17 protein-coding genes are annotated in these 20,831 nt (G+C 48.8%); 7 read left to right on the top strand and 10 right to left on the bottom strand.

The window, feature by feature from the left end; all coding sequences use genetic code 11:
* Positions 1-183 precede the first annotated feature (183 nt).
* From ABIE10_RS20925 to dpaL, 4 genes are all read right to left on the bottom strand, one after another.
* On the bottom strand, positions 184-1,470 hold the full coding sequence (locus ABIE10_RS20925; RefSeq protein WP_047358943.1) for an MFS transporter: 1,287 nt from the start codon (positions 1,468-1,470) through the stop codon (positions 184-186).
* A 78-nt stretch (positions 1,471-1,548) separates the two neighbouring features.
* On the bottom strand, positions 1,549-3,141 hold the full coding sequence (locus tag ABIE10_RS20920; protein WP_016157258.1) for an N-acyl-D-amino-acid deacylase family protein: 1,593 nt from the start codon (positions 3,139-3,141) through the stop codon (positions 1,549-1,551).
* A gap of 67 nt (positions 3,142-3,208) precedes the next feature.
* Positions 3,209-4,393, bottom strand: a complete 1,185-nt coding sequence (locus ABIE10_RS20915; RefSeq protein WP_137366519.1) for a YgeY family selenium metabolism-linked hydrolase — start codon at positions 4,391-4,393, stop codon at positions 3,209-3,211.
* A gap of 36 nt (positions 4,394-4,429) precedes the next feature.
* Entirely contained in the window at positions 4,430-5,641 is a 1,212-nt protein-coding gene (gene dpaL, locus ABIE10_RS20910; RefSeq protein WP_429156961.1) for a diaminopropionate ammonia-lyase, read from the bottom strand.
* Positions 5,642-6,020: 379 nt separating this feature from the next.
* Here dpaL and ABIE10_RS20905 point away from each other — a divergent pair, with 379 nt between their 5' ends.
* Positions 6,021-7,769, top strand: a complete 1,749-nt coding sequence (locus ABIE10_RS20905) for a sigma-54 interaction domain-containing protein (RefSeq protein WP_047499506.1) — start codon at positions 6,021-6,023, stop codon at positions 7,767-7,769.
* 79 nt (positions 7,770-7,848) lie between these two features.
* Here the strand turns inward: ABIE10_RS20905 and ABIE10_RS20900 are convergent, their stop codons facing one another.
* Positions 7,849-8,349, bottom strand: a complete 501-nt coding sequence (locus tag ABIE10_RS20900) for an anti-virulence regulator CigR family protein (protein ID WP_016154103.1) — start codon at positions 8,347-8,349, stop codon at positions 7,849-7,851.
* A gap of 309 nt (positions 8,350-8,658) precedes the next feature.
* On the opposite strand from ABIE10_RS20900, the gene melR reads away from it, so the two are divergent.
* The 6 genes from melR to galE all read left to right on the top strand — a co-directional run bounded on the left by melR (position 8,659) and on the right by galE (position 15,619).
* Entirely contained in the window at positions 8,659-9,597 is a 939-nt protein-coding gene (gene melR, locus ABIE10_RS20895; RefSeq protein WP_016154104.1) for a transcriptional regulator MelR, read from the top strand.
* Between the two features lie 193 nt (positions 9,598-9,790).
* A complete protein-coding gene (gene nhaC / locus ABIE10_RS20890) occupies positions 9,791-11,251 on the top strand; it encodes a Na+/H+ antiporter NhaC (protein WP_016154105.1) in 1,461 nt (486 codons plus the stop codon).
* Positions 11,252-11,375: 124 nt separating this feature from the next.
* Entirely contained in the window at positions 11,376-12,548 is a 1,173-nt protein-coding gene (locus tag ABIE10_RS20885) for a MalY/PatB family protein (RefSeq protein WP_429156930.1), read from the top strand.
* Between the two features lie 154 nt (positions 12,549-12,702).
* A complete protein-coding gene (locus tag ABIE10_RS20880; RefSeq protein ID WP_016154107.1) occupies positions 12,703-13,338 on the top strand; it encodes a carbonic anhydrase in 636 nt (211 codons plus the stop codon).
* Positions 13,339-13,596: 258 nt separating this feature from the next.
* The gene (locus tag ABIE10_RS20875; RefSeq protein WP_429156928.1) at positions 13,597-14,535 is read left to right on the top strand and encodes a glucosamine inositolphosphorylceramide transferase family protein; all 939 of its coding nucleotides are present in this window, start codon (positions 13,597-13,599) and stop codon (positions 14,533-14,535) included.
* A gap of 67 nt (positions 14,536-14,602) precedes the next feature.
* Positions 14,603-15,619: a UDP-glucose 4-epimerase GalE gene (gene galE, locus ABIE10_RS20870; protein ID WP_016154109.1), complete on the top strand. Its 1,017-nt coding sequence runs from the start codon at positions 14,603-14,605 to the stop codon at positions 15,617-15,619.
* A 46-nt stretch (positions 15,620-15,665) separates the two neighbouring features.
* Here the strand turns inward: galE and ABIE10_RS20865 are convergent, their stop codons facing one another.
* The 5 genes from ABIE10_RS20865 to ABIE10_RS20845 are packed head-to-tail and all read right to left on the bottom strand — an operon-like array spanning position 15,666 to position 20,828.
* On the bottom strand, positions 15,666-17,057 hold the full coding sequence (locus ABIE10_RS20865; protein WP_429156926.1) for a DUF4832 domain-containing protein: 1,392 nt from the start codon (positions 17,055-17,057) through the stop codon (positions 15,666-15,668).
* A 31-nt stretch (positions 17,058-17,088) separates the two neighbouring features.
* A complete protein-coding gene (locus tag ABIE10_RS20860; RefSeq protein ID WP_047358835.1) occupies positions 17,089-17,496 on the bottom strand; it encodes a hypothetical protein in 408 nt (135 codons plus the stop codon).
* A gap of 2 nt (positions 17,497-17,498) precedes the next feature.
* The gene (locus tag ABIE10_RS20855; protein WP_016157268.1) at positions 17,499-18,611 is read right to left on the bottom strand and encodes a glycosyltransferase family 4 protein; all 1,113 of its coding nucleotides are present in this window, start codon (positions 18,609-18,611) and stop codon (positions 17,499-17,501) included.
* Between the two features lies 1 nt (position 18,612).
* The gene (locus ABIE10_RS20850) at positions 18,613-19,824 is read right to left on the bottom strand and encodes a glycosyltransferase family 4 protein (protein WP_259688195.1); all 1,212 of its coding nucleotides are present in this window, start codon (positions 19,822-19,824) and stop codon (positions 18,613-18,615) included.
* A 14-nt stretch (positions 19,825-19,838) separates the two neighbouring features.
* Positions 19,839-20,828: a glycosyltransferase gene (locus ABIE10_RS20845; protein ID WP_016154114.1), complete on the bottom strand. Its 990-nt coding sequence runs from the start codon at positions 20,826-20,828 to the stop codon at positions 19,839-19,841.
* Between the last annotated feature and the right edge of the window lie 3 nt (positions 20,829-20,831).

Here is a 20,831-nt window from a genome sequence, read left to right as displayed (position 1 = left end):
GCCGGGGTCATATAACCAGGGGGAGTTTTCATCACAACGGCAAAGGTGTATATGCAGAATAGCTATCTAAGAATCATTTTTATACCAGGTCAAATCTGGAGAAAAAGATAATAAACCTGCTGATTTGATAGTAAAACGCCCTGTGGCTCAGGAAACAGCAGAGCCACAGGAGTCAGTCATGAATCAGGCTTTACTGGGCAACGCCCCAATAGCATGGGAGCTTTTCACGGTCAGCGTAACGACGGCAGAACACAACAGCGCGGCAATCATAAAGATAAAGGCGCTGTTATAACTTCCACCACTGCTTTGAATCAGCCAGCCGATGATAGGTGCAGAAACGACTCCCGCCATCTGACCGCCAAAGTTAACGATCCCGGATGCCCGCCCCATGATGTTGCTGGGAATGGTGTCCATCAGAATGCCCCAAAATGTCGCCATGGCGAAGAACATGAACAGGGCTGAAATACACTGATAAACCACCGCCATATCTGCACTGCTCACGCTGAAGGTCAGGTACAGGAAACCCGCGGCAATAACGGAGGTCACGACATACAACGTTTTACGCTGGGGTTTAAATTTATCTGAGCAATAGCCGCCTAACAACGTTCCGCCTGCGCCAAACAGGAAGGGAATGGCCGCCATAACGCCGGTTTTTGCCAGAGAAAACTCACGAACGGTGATCAGGTAGCTTGGCAGCCAGGTTGAAAAGCCCCAGAAGGTGATATCAAACAAAAACCAGATACTTGCCATTTGCCAGAGCACCGGCATTTTGAGGACGTCTTTAAACGCGATGCCGCTGGTGTTTTGCAGGCTTCCCTGCTCGTCAGCAGCCAGTTCCGCCAGATCCTGCTGCGTAATTGCGGGGTGATCTTTCGGATTGTCACGGGTAAATAAGTAGATCCCCGCCGCGATAAACAGACCCGGAATACCTAGCACGATAAAGACCATGTGCCAGCCAAAGGCTCCGATTATGCTTGCAGCTACCACTACCGCCAGCGCCGGGCCTAAGGTGTTTACCGTTGACTGAATCGCCGTGGCGCGGCCACGCTCTTTCGACGGGAAATAGGTTGATATCATCTTCCAGGAAGCCGACGGGAAACAACCTTCACCAACACCAAAGAAGAAGCGAACGGCCAGCATTAGCGGCAGCGTCAACACGGCGCCGGTTAAGCTGGTGAAAACAGACCACCAGGCAATACCGATGGCCATGATTTTGCGCGAACCAAACTTATCCGCCAGTAAACCGCCGGGAATTTGAAACGCGGCATAACCAATAAAAAAGGCGCTAATAATTAACCCTTGTTGGGTCGTATCCAGATTTAAATCTTTGCCGATATAAGGGAGCGAAACGCTCATCACCATTCTGTCGAGAAAAGAGAGCAGCCACGCCAGCCAGATCAATGTCAGGACGGTATACCTTGCTTTCCAGGTCTTTGGTTTACCTGAAGGTAAAGACGTTTGTAGGTTCATTGTGATGTCCTTAGGGTGTAGTGATCTACCGCGGCCATAAATGGTCGCGATAAATCAATGCGTGTTTAGCGTTATTTATTAATATTGTTTTCTAATAACCGTACCGCTACAGGCATAACTTTCAGTGCCATTGATTAAGGCAATGCGCCCATTAACCATGACAATTTCAATCCCTTCCGGATATTGATTGGGTTCAACAAAAGTGCCCTTATCGGCAATGGTGTTAGGATCGAACATCACAATATCCGCCGCATAACCCACTTTCAGCAGCCCACGATCCTGCAGGCCTAATACCTCAGCGGGTTTGCCAGTCATCTTACGGATTGCCGCTTCCCAGCTCAGACATCCCTCTTCACGCACATATTTACCGAGCACACGAGGGAATGCGCCAAACACGCGCGGGTGCGGTTTGCCAGCCCCCATTAAACCGTCGGTACAGACGTTTTGCTCAGGACGGCAAAGGAACTTAATCACATGCTCTTCAGTACCGTAAAAGTCGACCATCCCAACGGCGTTTTCTTCTTCAAACAGCAGATCGAAGGTGGCGTTGTACGGATCTTTTCCGCGTAGCTCGCCCAACTGAACGAGGTTAAGACCGACGGCATCCTGGTTTTTTGTCGTTTTCACGCTGGTGACAAAAATCTGGTCCAGCCCGGCAAAATCGATAAAGTTATCCCAGCCAGGAATGCCCTGCTGAATATCGTCGATCATTTTGGCGCGCAGTTCAGGCGAGGCCAGCCGCTCAAGTAATTTGTCAGTGCCACCGGAGTGGACCCACGGCGGCAGGATCACGCCGAGCATCGTGCTGCCCGCCACATACGGATACTGGTCGAAAGAGATACGAATCCCCTCTTCCTGCGCCTGTTCCAACATGCCCAGCATCTGGTCAATCAGCCCCCAGTTTTTCTTACCGCAAACCTTCATATGTGAAATATGCAGCCAGACACCGGTGGCGGTGGCGATATCAATCAGTTCCTGCGTTGAGTTGATAATATCGTCCGCTTCACTGCGCTGATGCACCACAAAGATCCCGTCATATTTCGCCGTCACTTTGCACAGTTCAATCATTTCGGCGGTATCGCCAAAGGCGCAAGGCATGTAGATGAGCCCAGTGGAAAGACCAAACGCCCCCGCTTGTAACTCCCGCTCAAGGATTTCGCACATCTTCGCCACATCCTCGCGAGTAGAGGGGCGCCCATCCAGGCCCATGGCTTCCATGCGTACGTTGCCATGCGGAACTAAATACGCGAGGTTTGTCGCCGGATGACGCGATGCCAGCAGATTGAGGTAGCCGTCTGTGTTTTTATATTTCCAGTCTATTTTGTCGGTATCGCCATCCAGTCCGGCGATATTTTTACGCCAGGCCGGAATATATTCTTCAGGCAACGGTGCCAGGGCGACACCATCCTGCCCTAACAGCTCGGTGGTAATACCCTGACGAATTTTTGCCGACAGCGCGGGGTTAATAATGGCCGACAGGTCAGAGTGCGTATGGGTATCAATAAAACCAGGACAAATAATTTTTCCCGTTGCGTCAATAACCTGCTCATTAACGCCAACGTCAATTTGTCCGATTGCGACAATGCGTCCTTCGTCAACCATCACATCGGCAATTCTGCCTTCACTGCCCGTTCCATCGATTACATTTCCGTTTTTGAAAATGGTTTTCATCGTTATTCTCCATAGCGGTGTCGCTTCACGACACCACTTGTAAGGTAAGAGGTTGTTATCTTTATTTTTATTGGCGATAGAGTGTCTGAATGATGCTGTAATAGCCGCTGGCCGAGCCGGTTAACTGATCAATCTCGATATATTCATCGATGGTGTGGGCCAGGTTTTCGCGTGAAGGTCCGAAGCCGATAGTTTTAATTCCCGCTTCGCCCGCATAGTGGCTGCCGTTGGTGCAAAATGAGTACTGTGTGATGGTTGGATTAAACCCGGCCTCGCGAACGCCAGCCAGAGCGGCCTGCACGAATTCGTCAGACTCGTCATACACCCAGCCCGGGAAGAAGCGCTCGCCCTCAATCGTGGCACCGGTATAGCAAGACTCCTGACCTACCGCGTAGGAGACACGGGCCTTAAACTGCGGATCCTGTGCGGTAAGTTCCGCAAGCGCATTTTCCAGTGGGGCAATAACACTTTCTTTGGTTTCACCCACCAGCAAACGACGATCGTAGGTTGCGCGACAATAATCCGGCACTACCGAAGCTCCTGGGTATGGCGAAGATTTAATGTCGGTAAGCTCCAGAATGCCAAGCCCCAGTACCGGGTGCGTTGGCGGAGTAATTGTGCGAATTTTGTCGATCAATTGCGCCATTTTGTACACCGCGTTAATGCCTGCCTGCGGGTTGGCGGAGTGCGCGGGTTTACCAAACGTTTCGACCACAATTTCAGCGCGGCCACGCTGACCAATTTTCAGGTTTAACTCGGAAGCTTCACCGATGATCACGTAGTCCGGCTTATAGCGCTCGCTGACCAGCCGGGCAGCAATACCTTCAAAGCACTCCTCATGCACGATGCAGGCAACGTAGATTTTGCCGGCAAAATTACGCTGATTGTCCTGGCCGAAAAAACCCACGGCGGAAATCATCGCCGCCACGGCACCTTTCATATCGGTTGTACCGCGACCATAAATTTTGCCATCGTCGATATCGCCGCCGTACGGGTTGCGGCTCCACTTCTCTTCGTTGACCGGCACGGTATCGATATGTCCATCGAGAACCAGCGTTTTCCCCGGCTGATTGCCGACAATGCCGCCCACAATGTTGCCGTACTTATCAACGTGGATGTCATCGAACTGGTAATGCTGCATCATTTTTTTTATGGCATTAACCACTTCCCCTTCCTGACCGGAATAACTTTTTTGTTGGATCAGCGCCTGACAGTTTTTAATGACTTCATCAATACGTTTTGCAGATAACATGGGTTTCTCCGTTATTTCTCTCAATCAGGAAATGTGTTATTTGATGCCCGGGTACTGACCGCCCCAGACAATATCCAGATATTGTTGCGGGTCGGTGTCGCCTTCGGTACTGACCAACAGCACGCGGGAATGCGCATCCAGCCCCAGTTGTTTACGCGTTTGCGCCAGTTCAGGTGAGGTCATCAGCAGCGCCAGCAGACCGGAAGTGACCGCGCCGGACTCACCGGATACGATCTGCGGATCGCCCGCCAACGGATTACCCAGCATGCGCATGCCCAGCGCTGCGACTTCATCAGGGCAGGAGGCAAATGCGTTGGCATAATCACGTAGCAGTTTCCAGCCGATGCTGTTCGCCTCACCGCAGGCGAGACCAGCCATCACGGTTTGCAAATCGCCGCCCACCGCAATTGCATCCCCCTCTTTAGAGCGGGCAGAGCGGTAAAGACAATCGGCAATTAACGCTTCAGCGACGATCACTTTCGGGCGGTGTTCCCCCCAGGCTGCCGTCACCATTCCCTGCACCATTCCGGCAAACGAGCCAACGCCTGCCTGAACAAAAATATGCGTCGGCGCAACCTGATGCAGCTGGTCTATCGCCTCCAGCATCAGCGTGCCGTAGCCCTGCATAATCCACTGCGGGATTTTTTCATACCCTTCCCAGGCGGTATCCTGCACCACAATCCAGCCATGCTTTTGTGCCTGTTCAGCGGTCATGCGAACCGCATCGTCATAGTTCATATCGACGATTTCAGCGGTAGCGCCTTCATTACGGATGGAGGTCAAACGCTGCTGCGAAGAGCCCTTCGGCATATAAACCACGGCGTTTTGCTTCAGCTGGCGCGCCATCCACGCCACACCGCGACCGTGGTTGCCATCGGTGGTGGTGGCAAACGTGACGGTTTGGAGATCGCGGCGTACCTCTTCGCTGGTCATCACGTCAAACGGCAGTTCACTGATATCCTTGCCGATTAATTCCGCGATATGGCACGCCATCGCATAGGAGCCGCCCAACGCTTTGAAGGCTTTCAGGCCAAAACGCTGAGACTCATCCTTGAGATAGATATTTTTAACACCCAGCTTTTTTGCAAGAGCCGGCAGCGTATATAACGGCGTCGGCGCATAACCCGGAATAGACCGATGAAAATTCAACGCTTTTACCAGTTCCTGGCGACTAAACGGTGCCAGCGGCGCGTTTGGATGTTCGGTAAACGGCGTCTGGTTGATAAAAAATGATAAGTTTTCCTGCATCATAAAACCTCATTGTTCTGGTATTTCACTCCCTGTAATAGACGTATACAGAGATATTTACGCTATCGGTATTGCCAATAGAGCAAAATGCTTACCAGTTTTTTATTAATCGAGTAAAACCTTATAAATATTTTAATAAAGGCTTTATTTTCAAATAATTAAAAAGAAACCGAGATGGGCGCTGAAAAATACCACAGCGTTAGTTTATCGCCTCGTTTGATAAATTCTCACAATTGATAAATAGTGTGATCGCGGAAGATAAAATAAAAAAAACATCCAAAAACAGAGCAGTAGATTGATTTTTCGCAAATCATTTTTGCATTGCTTCGCATATTTATCATCTCCCTTGAGAAATGCCACTCGCTGCCGGAGAAGTACCATGATTTCAGTACTCAGCAATATTCAGGATGATATCTGCAATTATGCCGACGCTATTTCTGGCATAACCGGAACGGATGTTGAAATCATCGATGAATCCTTAATGCGCATCGCTGGCACCGGTAAATACCGACATATGCTCAATGAAAACGTGGCAAAAAATGGCTACATCTACCACCACGTTTTGCAGGTCCGAGAAACGGTTCTTATCAAAAACCCCGGCGAACATCCGCTGTGTCAGTTATGTGAAAAACACCACTACTGTTCTGAAATGCTGGATTTGAACGCACCAATTTTTCTCAACAATCGTGTGATTGGCGTGATCGGAATTATTTGCTCAACCCAGGCGCAGCGTGACGCGTTATTGAGCCAGATTGATAAATTTGTCACTTTTATTGAGCAAATCGCGGTGATGATCTCCAGTAAGGTCTTTGAATGTCTGGAGCGTTTACGCGCGCAGGAAACCCTCGGCGCATTTCGGCGTCTGATCGATGCCATGGACCGCGGCGTTGTAGCAATTGATGGCAATGGTCTTATCTGGCATGCCAATCATTCAGCCGATCGCATTCTCAACCGCGAAGTTCAGGGATTACCGCTGACCATTGAAACAACCGGGGACAGTTTGTATGGCGATGAAGAAGCATGGCTGACGCTTGAAGGCCAGAAACACCATGTACTGTGCAAACAAATTTCGCTCTCCTCGCTGGATAACGATCGCTTAACGATGGTCATCTTTCGTGATGCGCACGACTACCTGAGTAACCTTACTCCATCCCCTTACGAGTCTGACACGCAGGTGCGGCTGATTGGTCACTCTTCCTCAATGGAGCAGCTCAGAAGCACCATTAGCAAAATTGCCAACAGCTACGCCAGCGTGCTCATCACCGGGGAAAGCGGCTCGGGTAAAGAGGTCGTGGCATTTGCCATTCACCAAAACAGCCCCCGTAAAGCCGCCCCTTTCGTGACAATCAACTGCGCGGCAATCCCTGAGCAACTACTGGAAAGCGAACTGTTTGGCTATGTACGCGGTGCATTTAGCGGTGCAGATCCCAAAGGACGAATGGGGAAATTTGAACTGGCCAACGGCGGCAGCCTGTTTCTGGATGAGATCGGCGATATGCCGCTGCACCTGCAGGCCAAGCTGCTCAGGGTGTTGCAGGAAAAAGCGATCACCCGCGTGGGTTCTAATAACATCATTAATATTGATGTGCGCATTATTGCCGCGACCAACAAAAATATTAGCGCGATGGTGGAGAATAATCAGTTTCGCGAAGACCTTTTCTATCGCCTGAATGTCGTCCCTCTGGTGCTTCCTTCCCTGCGTGAACGCAGGGCTGATATCGCCGTCCTCGCACAATACTTTGCCGATGAGTTTTCGGTCAGTTACCAACGTGCACCGCAAAAACTGCCCGATGACGTTATTAATCGCCTTTATGCCTGGCACTGGCCGGGGAACATTCGTGAATTACGCAACGTCATCGAATACATTTTTGTGATGCGCGGAGAAGCCGCCGGGATCAACGCCAGCCATCTGCCCCCTTATTTACTCTCCTCGGGGGACAGCAGGAAAACCACGATGACCGCACAACCCCGACAGCTGGCGAACCAAGGAAAACAAGCGGAAAGGGACGCCATCGAAAATGCCATCCAGCGATTTGGTTCAAGCGTGGAGGGCAAAAAACAGGCTGCATCAGAACTGGGAGTCAGTATTGCCACGCTCTATCGAAAAATAAAACTGTATGGTTTGTGAGCCCCACTTTTTTAACAATTAAGCCCGCGTAGCGCGGGCTTGTGGTGGGTACAACAGAGCAAATTAAGTACAGGGATACTTAATCAAACACACCATTGATAACAGCGGTGACAATTGCCGTGCTCAGTGCAATCAACACCAGATTGTCGCCAACAACCTGCCATTCATAACCCGGGTAATATGGCAGTTGATTCAGCATCGAGGATGGGACACTTTTCTTAGCGATCCCCGGAGGAAGTGGTTTTCCTCGCGCCAGATTTTTGGCGATGCCCGGAGGCAGTGACTTATATCCCGTCAAACCATATCTGACGGCATACTGCCTGGCCACGTTATAGCTAATATCACTATCAACATGGTCCGGCTTGCCATAATTTTTACGCTGTTCCGATTGCGAGTTGTTTTTTGGGCCTGGGTTTCCTTTCTGGCTATGACTGCTGTTACCCTTATTCCCACTATTACCATGGTTGCCGCTATTACCATTTCCGTTGCCATTACCGGGGTTAGCCGAAACGGGGATAGCGCACATCGACATCGCGGCAACGGCAACTAAAGCCGTTGCTAAAGTACGGAGCCTGGACATGATGATTCCTTAAGATATGGATACATACAAAATGTATGGTATTGCGTGAATATTGGCTATCGCTATGAATCCGATTTATTGGCAGAAAAACGCTGTCGCTTTGCAAAGTGAGCAGCTTTGATTGACCGTTTTTTAAATTAAAAACCGCCATTCCCGTTAACTCAGATCGGCAAGCGACAGGCACAGGATCTGAGCTTTTGGGAATAACTTCGCGAAAATGGAGAGAAAACGGCGTTTTTTTTCGGTTAAGCTATGTTCATGCTTTGGCGCTACCCATGGTCAGATTCACTATTCAGGAACCCACCCATAATGGCAAAAAGTACCCCGCAGCTGCCGCTCGACCCACATATGTGTCGCAGCTATGAAAAAAAGTCGCGAAGTCCGCTGGCGCTCTACTCAGAGTATCAGCGGATGGACGTCGAGCTGCGGGCTCCGCTGGCCATGACCTACAGCCACTGGCACGGTCAGGTTGAAGTGAATGTGCCGTTTGATGGCGATGTGGAGTACCTTTTCAATGACGAAGTGGTGAAAAGCAAACAGGGCTTTATCACGCTGTTCTGGGCCTGCACACCCCATCAGTTGACGGATGCCGGGCACTGTAAACAGATGGCCATCTTCAACTTACCGATGCATCTGTTTTTGTCCTGGCCGCTGGACAGGGAACTGATTAACCACGTGACGCATGGGATGGTGATTACGTCGCTTGCCTCGCAGCAGCTGAGCGCTTTTGAAGTGCAGCGTTGGCAGAGTGAACTCAACAGCGACAATGAGCAAATTCGTCAATTAGCCATTGATGAGATTGCCCTGATGCTCAAGCGATTTAGCCTCGCTGGCTGGCGGCCAGTGCTGGGTAACAAAACATCGCGCACCCAGAAAAACAGTATTTCACGGCATTCACAGTTTTACGTCAGCCAGATGCTGGAGTTTATTGCCGCAAACTGCGACAAACAGCTTACGGTCGATGCTATTGCCGAACACGTTAAACTCAACCCAAATTATGCGATGGGCATTTTTCATCGCGTGATGCAACTAACCATGAAACAGTATATTACCGCAATGCGCATCAACCATGTGCGGGCTTTGCTCAGCGATACGGATAAAACAATTCTGGATATCGCTACAATTGCAGGTTTCCGATCCAGCAGCCGTTTTTATAGCTCATTTCATAAATACGTCGGCATGCCGCCGCAGCAGTATCGCAAACTGAGCCAACAGCGCCGAAATCATTCACCTTATGCCGAGGGGTAATTTATTCGTCAAACTCACTCTTACCTTACAACCAAAATATAAGCATCAGAATAGCAGGTCAAAATAGATAATCTGCAGCAGTTAATAAAATAGGGTTCAGCCATGAACTCTGGCAACTATGTTACCCAGTTATGGGTGACCTGTAGCAGGTATTTATTTGACGTGTTCAACCATTAACGATTGGGATGGAATTATGGAATTAAATAGCTGCACCGCCAACAACAGAAAGCCATTGTCTTTCTTTTGGTCAGTTTTACCCATGATAGTCATGCTGGGTGGCATTAGCATCGGATATTTTATCTTCAATATTCGAGCTGAACCCATGATCCTCATGGGAACCGCAACCGCCTCGTTTATCGCCATCGCTCACGGCTACACATGGGATGACATTCTACAATCTATTTGCAATAAAATATCTGAAGCGCTTCCTGTCATATTAATCGTCGCCAGTATCGGTTTCTTAATTGGCGCATGGATGGTGTCAGGCACTATTCCAATGATGATTTATTATGGTCTGAAGTGGATTAACCCGCAGTATTTCTATATTTCAGCATTTATGCTGGGAGCGCTGATCTCAGTCTGTACCGGCACCTCCTGGGGATCTATCGGAACCGTCGGGATCGCCATGATTGGCGTAGCGATTGGTCTGAATGTTTCGCTGCCCATTGCTGCTGGCGCTATTGTCTCCGGCTGCTGGTTTGGTGATAAGCTTTCTCCGGTTTCTGACTCAACCAACATGGCGGCGCTGGCTGCCGGTGTAAACCTGTACTCGCATATCGGCCATCTGCTGTGGACCACCGGCCCGGGATTTATTATTTGCTGCGTCGTATACAGCTATATGGGCATGGGCATTGATGCCTCATCCAGCGCGCCAGCCAATATCACCAACTTGATGAACGCTATCGGCCAGATTTATCACTTTAACATTCTGCTACTGTTGCCACCGATCATCGTTTTGTATGGCTCACTGTCAAAAAGACCGCCAATCCCGATGCTCTTTTTATCCACAATAGTCTCGATGATTCTGGCATTAGCCTTTCAGCAATTTACCGCATCATCGGTTGGCGAATCCGTGGTTAGCGGTTTTAAGCTCGCGATGCTCACCGGAGATAACCTGCCAACACTGTCATCAGATGTTTCGCGCTTACTGGAACGAGGCGGCGCCATTTCAATGTTTAGCAGCTTCGTCACCGTCTTCAGCGCCTTCAGCTTTGCCGGCGCAATGAGTGCGACAGGCTCTTTGCACACCGTGATAAACGCGCTCACGAAAGGCGTTAAATCCACATTCCGCCTGGTGGCCACCACGATTGTGACGACGTTCACCATCTGTGCCTGTACGGCAAATGGAACCTTGCCACTGCTGCTGTGCGGCGATGCCTTTAAAGAAGAATATAAAAAACGAGGGCTTGCGACAAAGAACCTCTCGCGTACTACCGAAGATGCCGGAACCGTTGTCGAACCGATTATCCCCTGGTCTGCCTCGGGCGTTTATTGCGCCACGATGCTGGGCGTGGCGACGCTTGATTATTTGCCATGGGCAATCCTCTGCTACAGCGGCATCATCTTTGCCCTGCTGTGGGCTGCCACCGGTATTGGTATTGCTAAATATGAACCAAATGAAGCTACAGAGCATATGGTTGAGCAAAAATCATAGGCTAATAAATAGCTAAATATTGGCTACCACCAGGGTAAATTTAATATATCGATTAGATATACAGAAATATTCTTCACTGTTGCGTTGCTTAAACTATTTTTCAGAGACTGTCCAGGAGTCAGCAATGTCTTTGTTTGATGATATTGTCATAAGGGATGTTAATTGCCGTAAATACGGTCAATTACAACAGATGTACGGCACCACCGATGTATTACCGCTGTGGATTGCAGATATGGATTTTGTGACGCCAGAGCCAATCATGAGCACACTGCGTTCAGTGGTATCGCAGCCAGTACAAGGCTACAACCTGGATTATCCGCAATGGAAAGAGTCCGTTATTCATTGGTATGCGCAACAGTATGAAGTCGACATAAAGCCACACTGGTTGCATTTTATTCCCGGCGTCATAAAAACTATCGTGCTCTCTCTGATGGTGTTTACCCGACCAGGTGATAATATTTTAACCTGTACGCCAATATATGACCCCTACCCTAATCTGGTAAATACCAGCGGCAGGAATTTGATTCAAACGCGCCTCATTGAGAAAGATGGTCATTACGAATTTGACTGGCATGATTTCAGCGAAAAACTCAAGCAGTGCAAAATGTTTCTTTTCCCTTCGCCGCATAATCCGGGCGGTATGGTGTGGTCGCGGGAAACGCTGGAAAAAGTAAGTCACTATTGTCAGCAAGCTGGCGTCATTATTCTCTCAGATGAAGTGCATAGTGATTTAACCCTGCCAGGCAAGCGCCATCTGCCGTTTTTTACTTTAGACGAAGCGACAGGGAGTCAGTCAATCGTGCTGACCTCAATCAGTAAAACCTTCAACACGGCGGCGATCCAGGGCGGAATTGCCATTATTAAAAATGATGAATTACGCCATCAGTTCTATGGTTTCCTGGATAACTGCTACCTGGCCGAGACACATTCATTACAGCAGGCGGCCATTTACAGCGCCTTTACCCATTGTGGCGACTGGCACCAAAAATTATTAGCCTACCTGGCCGACAATGTGGCGTTTGTTAAAAGTGAAATTGAAAAGCACTGTCCCTTAATCTCCATTGTGTATGGCGGCGCATCGTATCTTCTGTTTCTGAACGCGGAAAATATGAATCTTAGCGATGAACAGCTAAGCGCATTTTTTGTGCAGGAAGCAAAACTGGGTCTGTCACCAGGCGCGCAATATGGCCCCGGCGGAGAGGGTCACATGAGACTCAACGTTGGGTGCCCGCGCTCGGTACTGGTAGAAGCGATGAACCGACTGAAAGCGGCGTACCAAAAACGACAGAACGTGTAGCGCGCATCACACTCTTTGCCCCGCCACGGTGGGGCAAAACTATATAAAGATGTTGCAGAACTGCTATAAAGTTTTTCCGTTCTGTCGGCTGGTGTTAAACTGGAAAGTGTGATCTTCATCATAACCTGCTTAAACAGAGAAAAGAGACACTGCTATGCAACATATCATTGAGGGCTTCCTCAACTTCCAAAAAGAGATTTTCCCTCAACGTAAGGAACTCTTTCGCAGCCTGGCATCCAGCCAGAATCCCAAAGCGCTTTTCATCTCCTGTTCCGATAGCCGCCTGGTGCCAGAACTCGTTACTCAACAAGAGCCCGGACAGCTTTTCGTTATCCGCAACGCCGGTAATATCGTTCCGTCTTTTGGACCGGAACCCGGTGGCGTATCTGCTACGATTGAATACGCGGTTGTCGCACTTGGCGTGACGGATATCGTCATCTGCGGACACTCCAACTGCGGCGCGATGAAAGCCATTGCTGATAGCCAGCCTCTGGATCCGATGCCCGCTGTGGCTCACTGGTTGCACTATGCCGATGCCGCGAAAGCCGTGGTTGAGAAGAAAACCTGGGATAACCCAATCGATAAAGTTAACGCCATGGTGGAAGAAAACGTTATCGCACAGCTCAATAATATTAAAACGCATCCTTGCGTCGCGGTTGGGCTGCGAAATAATGCGCTTCGTCTGCACGGCTGGGTATATGACATCGAAAGCGGTGAAATCCGTACCCTGGATAAAAACAGCAAAACCTACGTTTCCCTTGCTGATAACCCGCAGGTGCATTTCGAGTAAATCGTCCACTGGAGCAAGGATGCTCTGGAGAGCTTTTACCTACTTTTGTGCTATAGACAAAAAACGCACTTGCAGCTAGTTTTTAAATAGCCGTTGATGTTTTGCTTTTGCATTGGCCTTAGCTCATCCATTCAGTATTGCAACAGATTGCATGAATTTAGAGTTAAAACAGCTTTTCACCTGAGTGTTTTATCAAAATTATCTAGCAGCGATATCAATTCTGATAATGGTGCAGGCGATAAAAAGGAGCTGACGCAAATGCAAGCGAAATTAAAACGAATGATAAACATGTTATTCTATCATGAATCATGGGATATCATGATTATTAAGGATCATGGTACACACCAATTTCCAAATAACACACTGGATATATTAAATAAATCCGCTGCACAGCAGTTAAAAAAGAAATATACGTTTCAGGCTGATCCTTTTCTTATTGAAAAAGATGATAAACTGTTTGTCTTTTATGAAGCTTTTAGCTTTCGCAACTCGAAAGGCACGCTCCGATGCCGTATTCTTGATCGTGAACTGGTTGAAATTGATGACGTGAAACTTGAAGGTTTTGACCACCTGATGTGTCATTTGTCATTTCCGTTCCTGATCAATATTAACGATCAGCTCTTCATGATTCCTGAATCATCAGAAAGAAAAGAAGTGATACTGTTTCAGTCAGTAGAGTTTCCTACACGCTGGAAGAAAATTAAAGTTCTAATCTCTGACACCGAAGTGACAGATAACATTTTTCTTTCAATGAATGAGACCTGCTATCTTATATCGACCACCATGGATAATAAAATAATTATTCATTCGGCAGAGCATCTTCACGGACAGTGGCAGAGAATTACTCCTGCATTGAAGGTGAGCAATCATCATCATCGGGGAGCGGGTGCGCCTTATCTTGTCGATAACAAAATGTATTTCTTAACCCAGGAATGCACACCTGAAACATATGGAAAATCTATCTACATCAAAGAATTAGTCACACTGAATGACGCTACTTTTGATGAGAATCTGATCGAACAAATCAATTCGTCGATCAACCACAGTGACGGCGTTCACACGCTAAATTTCTCAAGTAACTATATTGCCTATGATACAAAAATAAATAAGTTCAGTCTGTTGGCAATCTTTAAAAAAATATCCTATAAGTGTATGATAAAATATAGAAACGTATACCTTTCCCGGCAAAATAACTGATCCACTGGATCCTTGGGTGGTATTGGTGGAAAATCGCTCGGGTTTTTAGCATTTTTCTGGAGTCTGTATGGCTATTCTTGTCACTGGTGGTGCAGGTTATATTGGTTCACATACTGTTTTAACGCTACTGGAAAGAGGCGATGATGTCGTTGTCATCGATAATCTGGCAAACGCCAGCCGTATCTCGCTGGACAGGGTCGCGGAACTCACAGGAAGGGAACCCATTGTCTATATCGCTGATGTTCTCGACAGGCAGGCATTAAAAAACATTTTCGCCAACCATAACATCACCGATGTCATTCATTTTGCGGGCCTCAAATCGGTTTCCGAGTCGATAAAAGAACCCCTTGCTTACTACGAAAACAACGTCACTGGAACGCTGGTTTTACTGGATGAGATGCTGGCCGCAGGCGTTAATCGATTCATTTTTAGCTCATCAGCTACGGTATACGGTAATCCGGAAAGCGTGCCGCTGAGCGAGCAATCGCGTACGGGGGGTACCACCAATCCGTACGGTACCTCTAAATTAATGGTCGAACAGATTCTGGCCGATTTCTCCCGCGCGCAGCCCGATTTCCGCATTACCTGCCTGCGCTATTTTAACCCAGTCGGCGCCCATCCATCGGGTCGGATTGGTGAGGATCCCAACGGTATCCCCAATAACCTGGTGCCGTACATCTCCCAGGTTGCGATTGGTAAGCTGAAAACCGTGTCGGTGTACGGTAATGACTATCCAACCCCCGACGGCACCGGCGTTCGTGATTATATCCACGTCATGGATTTGGCGACCGGCCATTTAGCCGCGCTGGATAGCCAGAACAAAGGCGCTGCCTATAAGGTGATTAATCTCGGTACCGGGGTCGGTTATTCCGTGATTAATCTGATAGAGGCGTTTGAAAAAGCGGCGCAGAAAAAAATAAGCTATCAGTTTGTCGACAGAAGGCCCGGCGACATTGCCGAATGTTGGTCTGACCCGTCACTGGCATACAAAGAGTTAGGCTGGAAGGCCATCTACAACCTTGATGAAATGATGCGTGACACCTGGAACTGGCAAAAAAACAACCCGAATGGTTATAACATCTGATGTACACGGCAACGAGCCTGAGCCTCAGGCTCGTTGCCGTGACGGGTTAGCGTGCCGTTATCGTTGATACGCGATACCAACCGCTGCTTTGCTTTCCTTCGTTGGCAAAGTTAATTCTTGCCGCCCCGGATTTATCCAGCATCGAAACCTCAATGGCGTATTGCCCTTTCGCCAGTCGGCCCGGCATGGGCAATGCGTAGCTAACCTGATAAACGCCCGGGAGCCAACGTCGTATATCATCCGCCGTATTCCCCTGCGCCACCACCTGATTGGCGCTATCCACCACACGAAATGCCAGCGTGTAGGGTAGATATATTGGTGCGATACCTTCGTTATACCAGGTACTGTTCAACCTCAACGTTTGTCCGCCGTCCCACACGGACTCATGGCTCAGAGACGCTAAGCGAAACCGATAGCCCAGTTTGGTCAGCGCGTCGTCAACAATCGGTCGATAATCGCTGGGTATCGCTCTCGATTTCAGGTTGATCGTGCTGGCGTGCTGCTTGACCGCCCAGTCAAAGATGCCCTGCACTTCGGCACGCGTATAGTGGAAGGTGTTCTTCCAGTCCTGCATATATGAACAGATTTCCAGACTGACCGGCGCACGTTTCCAGGCATCGTTAAACCCTGAATAGCTCTGCTGTGCTGCCAGTAATCGCTGCGGGTAATCTTCGGCCATATGGCTCCAGGAGTCCGAAAATACGCGTAGGTCACCCCAGCAATCCGCCCGCCATCCAGCCCCTCGCGCCACCGCATTCGCCAGGCTTTGCCCACCGCTCATCAACATCATTTTCGGCGTCGAAGGGAAGGCAGAAAAGTGCATTGCGACGTAGCGGTCTAACTGCGCGGTGGTGTACTGCTCCAACAGTGGTTTCAGATCAGGGAAATTGCTGTTATGCCATTCCCCCCAGGCCCCCACCATGCCGATATCCACAAAAGCGAGATTCTCATTACCGTCGTAGCGTTTTCCAAATGCATTCAGCAGACGCTGGCTGTACTCAATAAACAGCGGGTCGCTTAAATCCGGAATAAATGTTTTATTATCGGGCGTCCAGCTGCCTTTCACGCCTTTTTTAATCAGCCAATCGGGAATTTTTGTGCCATCCCCCGGATCGGCAAGCACCATAAAGCGCAGCCCGACATTCATCGCGGGACGATGCGCTGCCGCGTATTTGAAGGCATCATCCACCAGCGCAAAATTATACTGACCTTCAACAGGCTCCAGCTCTCGCCAGTAAAATCGCTCGTATTCAAATCCGGTATTGGGATAGTCCGCCAGACCCAGCGTTTCACCGTACCCCTGATGAAAACTTGCCACTCCAATCCCCGGATTGGTTAGCGGGCCCGTTAATGCTTTGGGGGTTACGGTCGTTAATGCGGACATAACCGCCAACGGAAAGGACATCAACAACAGCGCAGAAACCCATTTACACTTCATCGCAGTGACGCCCTCCACAGGTTTGTTTACGCTAGCGGTTTTTCAGGCTTAACCACCAGTCCCATATACCCACATGAAAATTTTGGAACACATCAATACCTAATGCTGATTTGATCATATACAGCGTCAGCAATACGCAGCAGGTAACGAACAACACGGCTATCAGCAGCAAGAAAGTGAGCAATATTCTCGACAGGGTCGATTCCTGACGATGCTGCCGACGCAAATCTCTGCCAAACAAAAAAACCAGATAATAGCGTTTACTGAAAAAGGGAAAGCTTCGGCGAATATCGATCTGATGCCGAGAAGTCAGAGTCGAAGCCAGGATCGCTTTTTCCACCCCTTCTTTTTGTTCAGGGGTCAACTCTTGCGCAATCGGCTCGTCAAGATGAGCATAAAATCGTTCGATGACGGGAGGACGATTTTGAGGACTGGTCAAAATTAACCTATATCTTTATCAATTGAGTGATAGACGTTTATCGTCTTTTTGGCGATTTCATGCCAGTTGTAGTTTTGCAAATATACACGATAGTCCACGCTATTGGTTGCCGCCCATTCGGTTAATTTTTCGGCCAGGCTGGTCACATCCCCCACCTTAAAATAGGCCTCGGACGGCAGTTGAACTTCGAGGTTAGCCGGAATATCACTGACGACGGCAGGAAGAGAAAATGACATCGCTTCCAGCAGCGCAATGGGCAATCCTTCATGGTATGAAGGCATCACAAACAGCTGTGCCTGGGAAAACACCGCCTGAAGCTCATCACCACGCAAGAACCCCGTCATCACAACGCCAGGGGTGTCCGCGGCAAGCTTTTTGAGGCGAATGCTGTATTCGGTCGGATGATCCGCATCGCCAATTAACACTAACGGCATAGTTAAACCGCTGCGCTGATAGGCGGCGATGGCATCATGCATCCCTTTTTCTTCCACAAATCGCCCAACCACCACGAGGTAGTTTTTCGGCTGCAGCCCAAAGCGGGAGAGCGTATTGTCGATGGTCAGCGCAGATAACGACCGCGGCTCGTTGACGCCATTGTGAATTAAATGCGCATCATAGCGAGCGTGTTTTTTCTGGATCAGTTGATTAATAACCTCAGAAATCACAATCACTTCGTTGGCATATCTCACAGCCCAACGCTCACCCAGCAGCAATATTTTTTTAGCAACGAATCCCCATTTTTGACGATCGTAATCAGGTCCATGGTGGGTGAACACCACCTTCTTCCCTAACATGCGTAATAATGGGATCACAAGCCCAGGCCCGATAGCATGGACATGCACAATATCTGAATGGTCGATACTTGTCCTAAATGCCGCTAAAACGGAATGGACAATCGCTTCCAGCGAGCGCTTTTTGGGTGCCCACAGCGCGTAGGTTTCAACTTTCTTATATAACGATCGTTTGTAATTTACATACGGCGAGCGTGCAATCACGCAAATATCAACGTCCAACTGCTGCTTAATGGCAGGATATAGATTCTGACAGTGTGTCTCCACCCCGCCCAATACATCGGGAATACCACGCGTACCAAAAACCGTTATTTTTTTACTCATACTATGGCCTGCTCAGCAGTTCTTTATAGAGCGCCAGTAGAGTATCCATATGTTTACTCAGCGCATATTTTTCACTCAATCGCGCACGACCCTGTAAGCCCATGACCCGCGCCTTCTCTGGCGAGTCGGCCAGTGCATCCAGCGCATTTGCTAACTCCTGCGCATTGCCAGGTTCGAATAAAATCCCTTCGATACCGTCACGAATTTGTTCCGGGATGCCGCCGATGCGCGATCCGATCACCGGCTTGCCTAAGGACATCGCCTCTAATATCGCCATAGAACAGTTTTCATAGCATTCTGAAGGAAGGATCACTGCCCGCGCATGCTTAATAAGGTTATCGAGAGCTTCCCCTTGTTGCACATAACCTAAAAACTCAACGTCCGGGTATTGGGCGACTAATTCATCGTGCAGTGGACCATGCCCTACAATTTTCAGCGGCGCTTTGTTCTGCATTTTCTCATGCGCCGCCAATAACGTTGCCACGCCCTTTTCACGGCTCAGGCGACCGAAGTACAGCATATAGCCCGCATCGCTTAACTCCCCCAGAGGACGGCTGTCATCAACGCCATTGACGATGACATCAATGCGCGAATTCGGCAGCGTACGCAACAATACGCCGCGTAAAAAGACGCTCGGCGAAACGATCACATCCAGCGCCTGGTAATTTTGCGCAATATACTGCCAGGTCGCCTCTAAAGAGAGCAGGAGGCTTTTTGAAGCAGAGCCTTCCTGGCAACGATACCTGAAGGCATTGAAAACCGTCCCGGTAATACAGGAATCACACACTTTACCGTCGCGCAGCATGGAATAGGCAGGACAGACGATTTTATAGTCATGCGCGGTCAGCACCGTTTTGCAGCCAAAATTGCGGGCCACTTTAATCAACGCCGGCGTTAACTGATGGTAAATGTTATGGAAGTGGACGATATCCGGACGCTCTTTTTGTAGTAGCGCCAGCATCTTTTTGCAGGCCTGCGAATTATGAATAAAGTTAACCGCCGTTTTGAGCCCGCCCAGCAGATTGCGCTCTTGGTGGTAGTCCACATTGCTGACGAAATAATCCGCATAGTCCGAAGGGAAATTGTTCTCATGCTGCATCGAGAAATCAATAACCTGTACTCCGGCCTGTTTCAGCATCTCGCGCTCTTGAAAATAAACGGTTTCCGCGCCGCCTTTAATGAAAAAAAACTTATTCACTAATAAAACTTTCATTGCGCCAGCCTTAGTTATTCATGAATGATTTTACTGTCAGGCGGAGTCAACGGATCGCGTACTGGTTTAGTCAACCCTTTAACAAGTCCCGCAGAAAGCACGGCCAGGTTCATTACGCTCTGCAATCCGTTCAATAACGATCGATTCTGCACGGTTTTCAAGATAATAAAGGCAAGCAAGGGTAGAAATGCAATATCGAAAAGTTCGAGATTGAAGGTCACCGCCGCAATAAACAAGGCAATCAGATACACAGAAAAAATCGCCTCGTTCTTAACCATTTTTAACGCTTTGCCGAAATAAGGTTTTCCCCATGCACAACGTAAAAGCTCGCCCGGTGCCTGATAGTATCCACTTTTCCAGCGGTGCTTCAGCATCTGAAAGGTCGGCATGGTATGCGAAGTATGAATAAAATACGGAATATTCAGACGGCGTAGTTTATAACCCGCATCGAGCAAACGCAGGCCAAGTTCGGCTTCTTCATAAGCGTGCAAATTACGGTTGGTGAGATAACCAATTTTCTCAATCGCAGAGCGGCGATATAACCCACCACCGCCTAAATGGTCGCTATCTCCAAGCGGATAGATTTTACTAATACGCTGCTTACGCGATTTAAATTCATAGTTAACGGCATCGTCCATTTCAACGGTTCCCGCGACACCTGCATATTCCGGCTCAGCCTGCAAAAAAGCGACAGCCTGATCCACAAAGCCCTCTTCCAGCTCCATGTCGCCGTCCATCAGCAACAGATATTCCCCTTCACTATACAGATAACCTAACTGATGCCCGACGCCGCAGCAGCGATCGCCTGGGTCAGTTAAAGAGACCACGGTCACCCCTTTATCGATCGCAAGCTGTTGGGTGTTATCCGTTGACAGGCTATCTGCCACTATAATTTTATGTGGATAATCAACAAGCTGCCTGCGGATACTGTCTATCGTTTTCTCAATACATTCAGATTCATTGAGTGTTTTAATACTCACTGAAATAAACGGTTTTTGGTCCATACA

The sequence above is a fragment of the Citrobacter sp. 506 genome (assembly GCF_050434985.1).
Lineage (GTDB): Bacteria > Pseudomonadota > Gammaproteobacteria > Enterobacterales > Enterobacteriaceae > Citrobacter > Citrobacter braakii.
The sequence above is the reverse complement of the archived record's forward strand: the minus strand, read 5'-3'. Positions and strand labels throughout refer to the sequence as shown.

What these genes read in the sequence shown, in the direction of transcription:
- ABIE10_RS20925 (WP_047358943.1), bottom strand. Translation starts at nt 1,470, where the DNA reads ATGAACCTACAAACGTCTTTACCTTCAGGTAAACCAAAGACCTGGAAA.
- ABIE10_RS20920 (WP_016157258.1), bottom strand. Translation starts at nt 3,141, where the DNA reads ATGAAAACCATTTTCAAAAACGGAAATGTAATCGATGGAACGGGCAGT.
- ABIE10_RS20915 (WP_137366519.1), bottom strand. Translation starts at nt 4,393, where the DNA reads ATGTTATCTGCAAAACGTATTGATGAAGTCATTAAAAACTGTCAGGCG.
- dpaL (WP_429156961.1), bottom strand. Translation starts at nt 5,641, where the DNA reads ATGCAGGAAAACTTATCATTTTTTATCAACCAGACGCCGTTTACCGAA.
- ABIE10_RS20905 (WP_047499506.1), top strand. Translation starts at nt 6,021, where the DNA reads ATGATTTCAGTACTCAGCAATATTCAGGATGATATCTGCAATTATGCC.
- ABIE10_RS20900 (WP_016154103.1), bottom strand. Translation starts at nt 8,349, where the DNA reads ATGTCCAGGCTCCGTACTTTAGCAACGGCTTTAGTTGCCGTTGCCGCG.
- melR (WP_016154104.1), top strand. Translation starts at nt 8,659, where the DNA reads ATGGCAAAAAGTACCCCGCAGCTGCCGCTCGACCCACATATGTGTCGC.
- nhaC (WP_016154105.1), top strand. Translation starts at nt 9,791, where the DNA reads ATGGAATTAAATAGCTGCACCGCCAACAACAGAAAGCCATTGTCTTTC.
- ABIE10_RS20885 (WP_429156930.1), top strand. Translation starts at nt 11,376, where the DNA reads ATGTCTTTGTTTGATGATATTGTCATAAGGGATGTTAATTGCCGTAAA.
- ABIE10_RS20880 (WP_016154107.1), top strand. Translation starts at nt 12,703, where the DNA reads ATGCAACATATCATTGAGGGCTTCCTCAACTTCCAAAAAGAGATTTTC.
- ABIE10_RS20875 (WP_429156928.1), top strand. Translation starts at nt 13,597, where the DNA reads ATGCAAGCGAAATTAAAACGAATGATAAACATGTTATTCTATCATGAA.
- galE (WP_016154109.1), top strand. Translation starts at nt 14,603, where the DNA reads ATGGCTATTCTTGTCACTGGTGGTGCAGGTTATATTGGTTCACATACT.
- ABIE10_RS20865 (WP_429156926.1), bottom strand. Translation starts at nt 17,057, where the DNA reads ATGAAGTGTAAATGGGTTTCTGCGCTGTTGTTGATGTCCTTTCCGTTG.
- ABIE10_RS20855 (WP_016157268.1), bottom strand. Translation starts at nt 18,611, where the DNA reads ATGAGTAAAAAAATAACGGTTTTTGGTACGCGTGGTATTCCCGATGTA.
- ABIE10_RS20850 (WP_259688195.1), bottom strand. Translation starts at nt 19,824, where the DNA reads ATGAAAGTTTTATTAGTGAATAAGTTTTTTTTCATTAAAGGCGGCGCG.
- ABIE10_RS20845 (WP_016154114.1), bottom strand. Translation starts at nt 20,828, where the DNA reads ATGGACCAAAAACCGTTTATTTCAGTGAGTATTAAAACACTCAATGAA.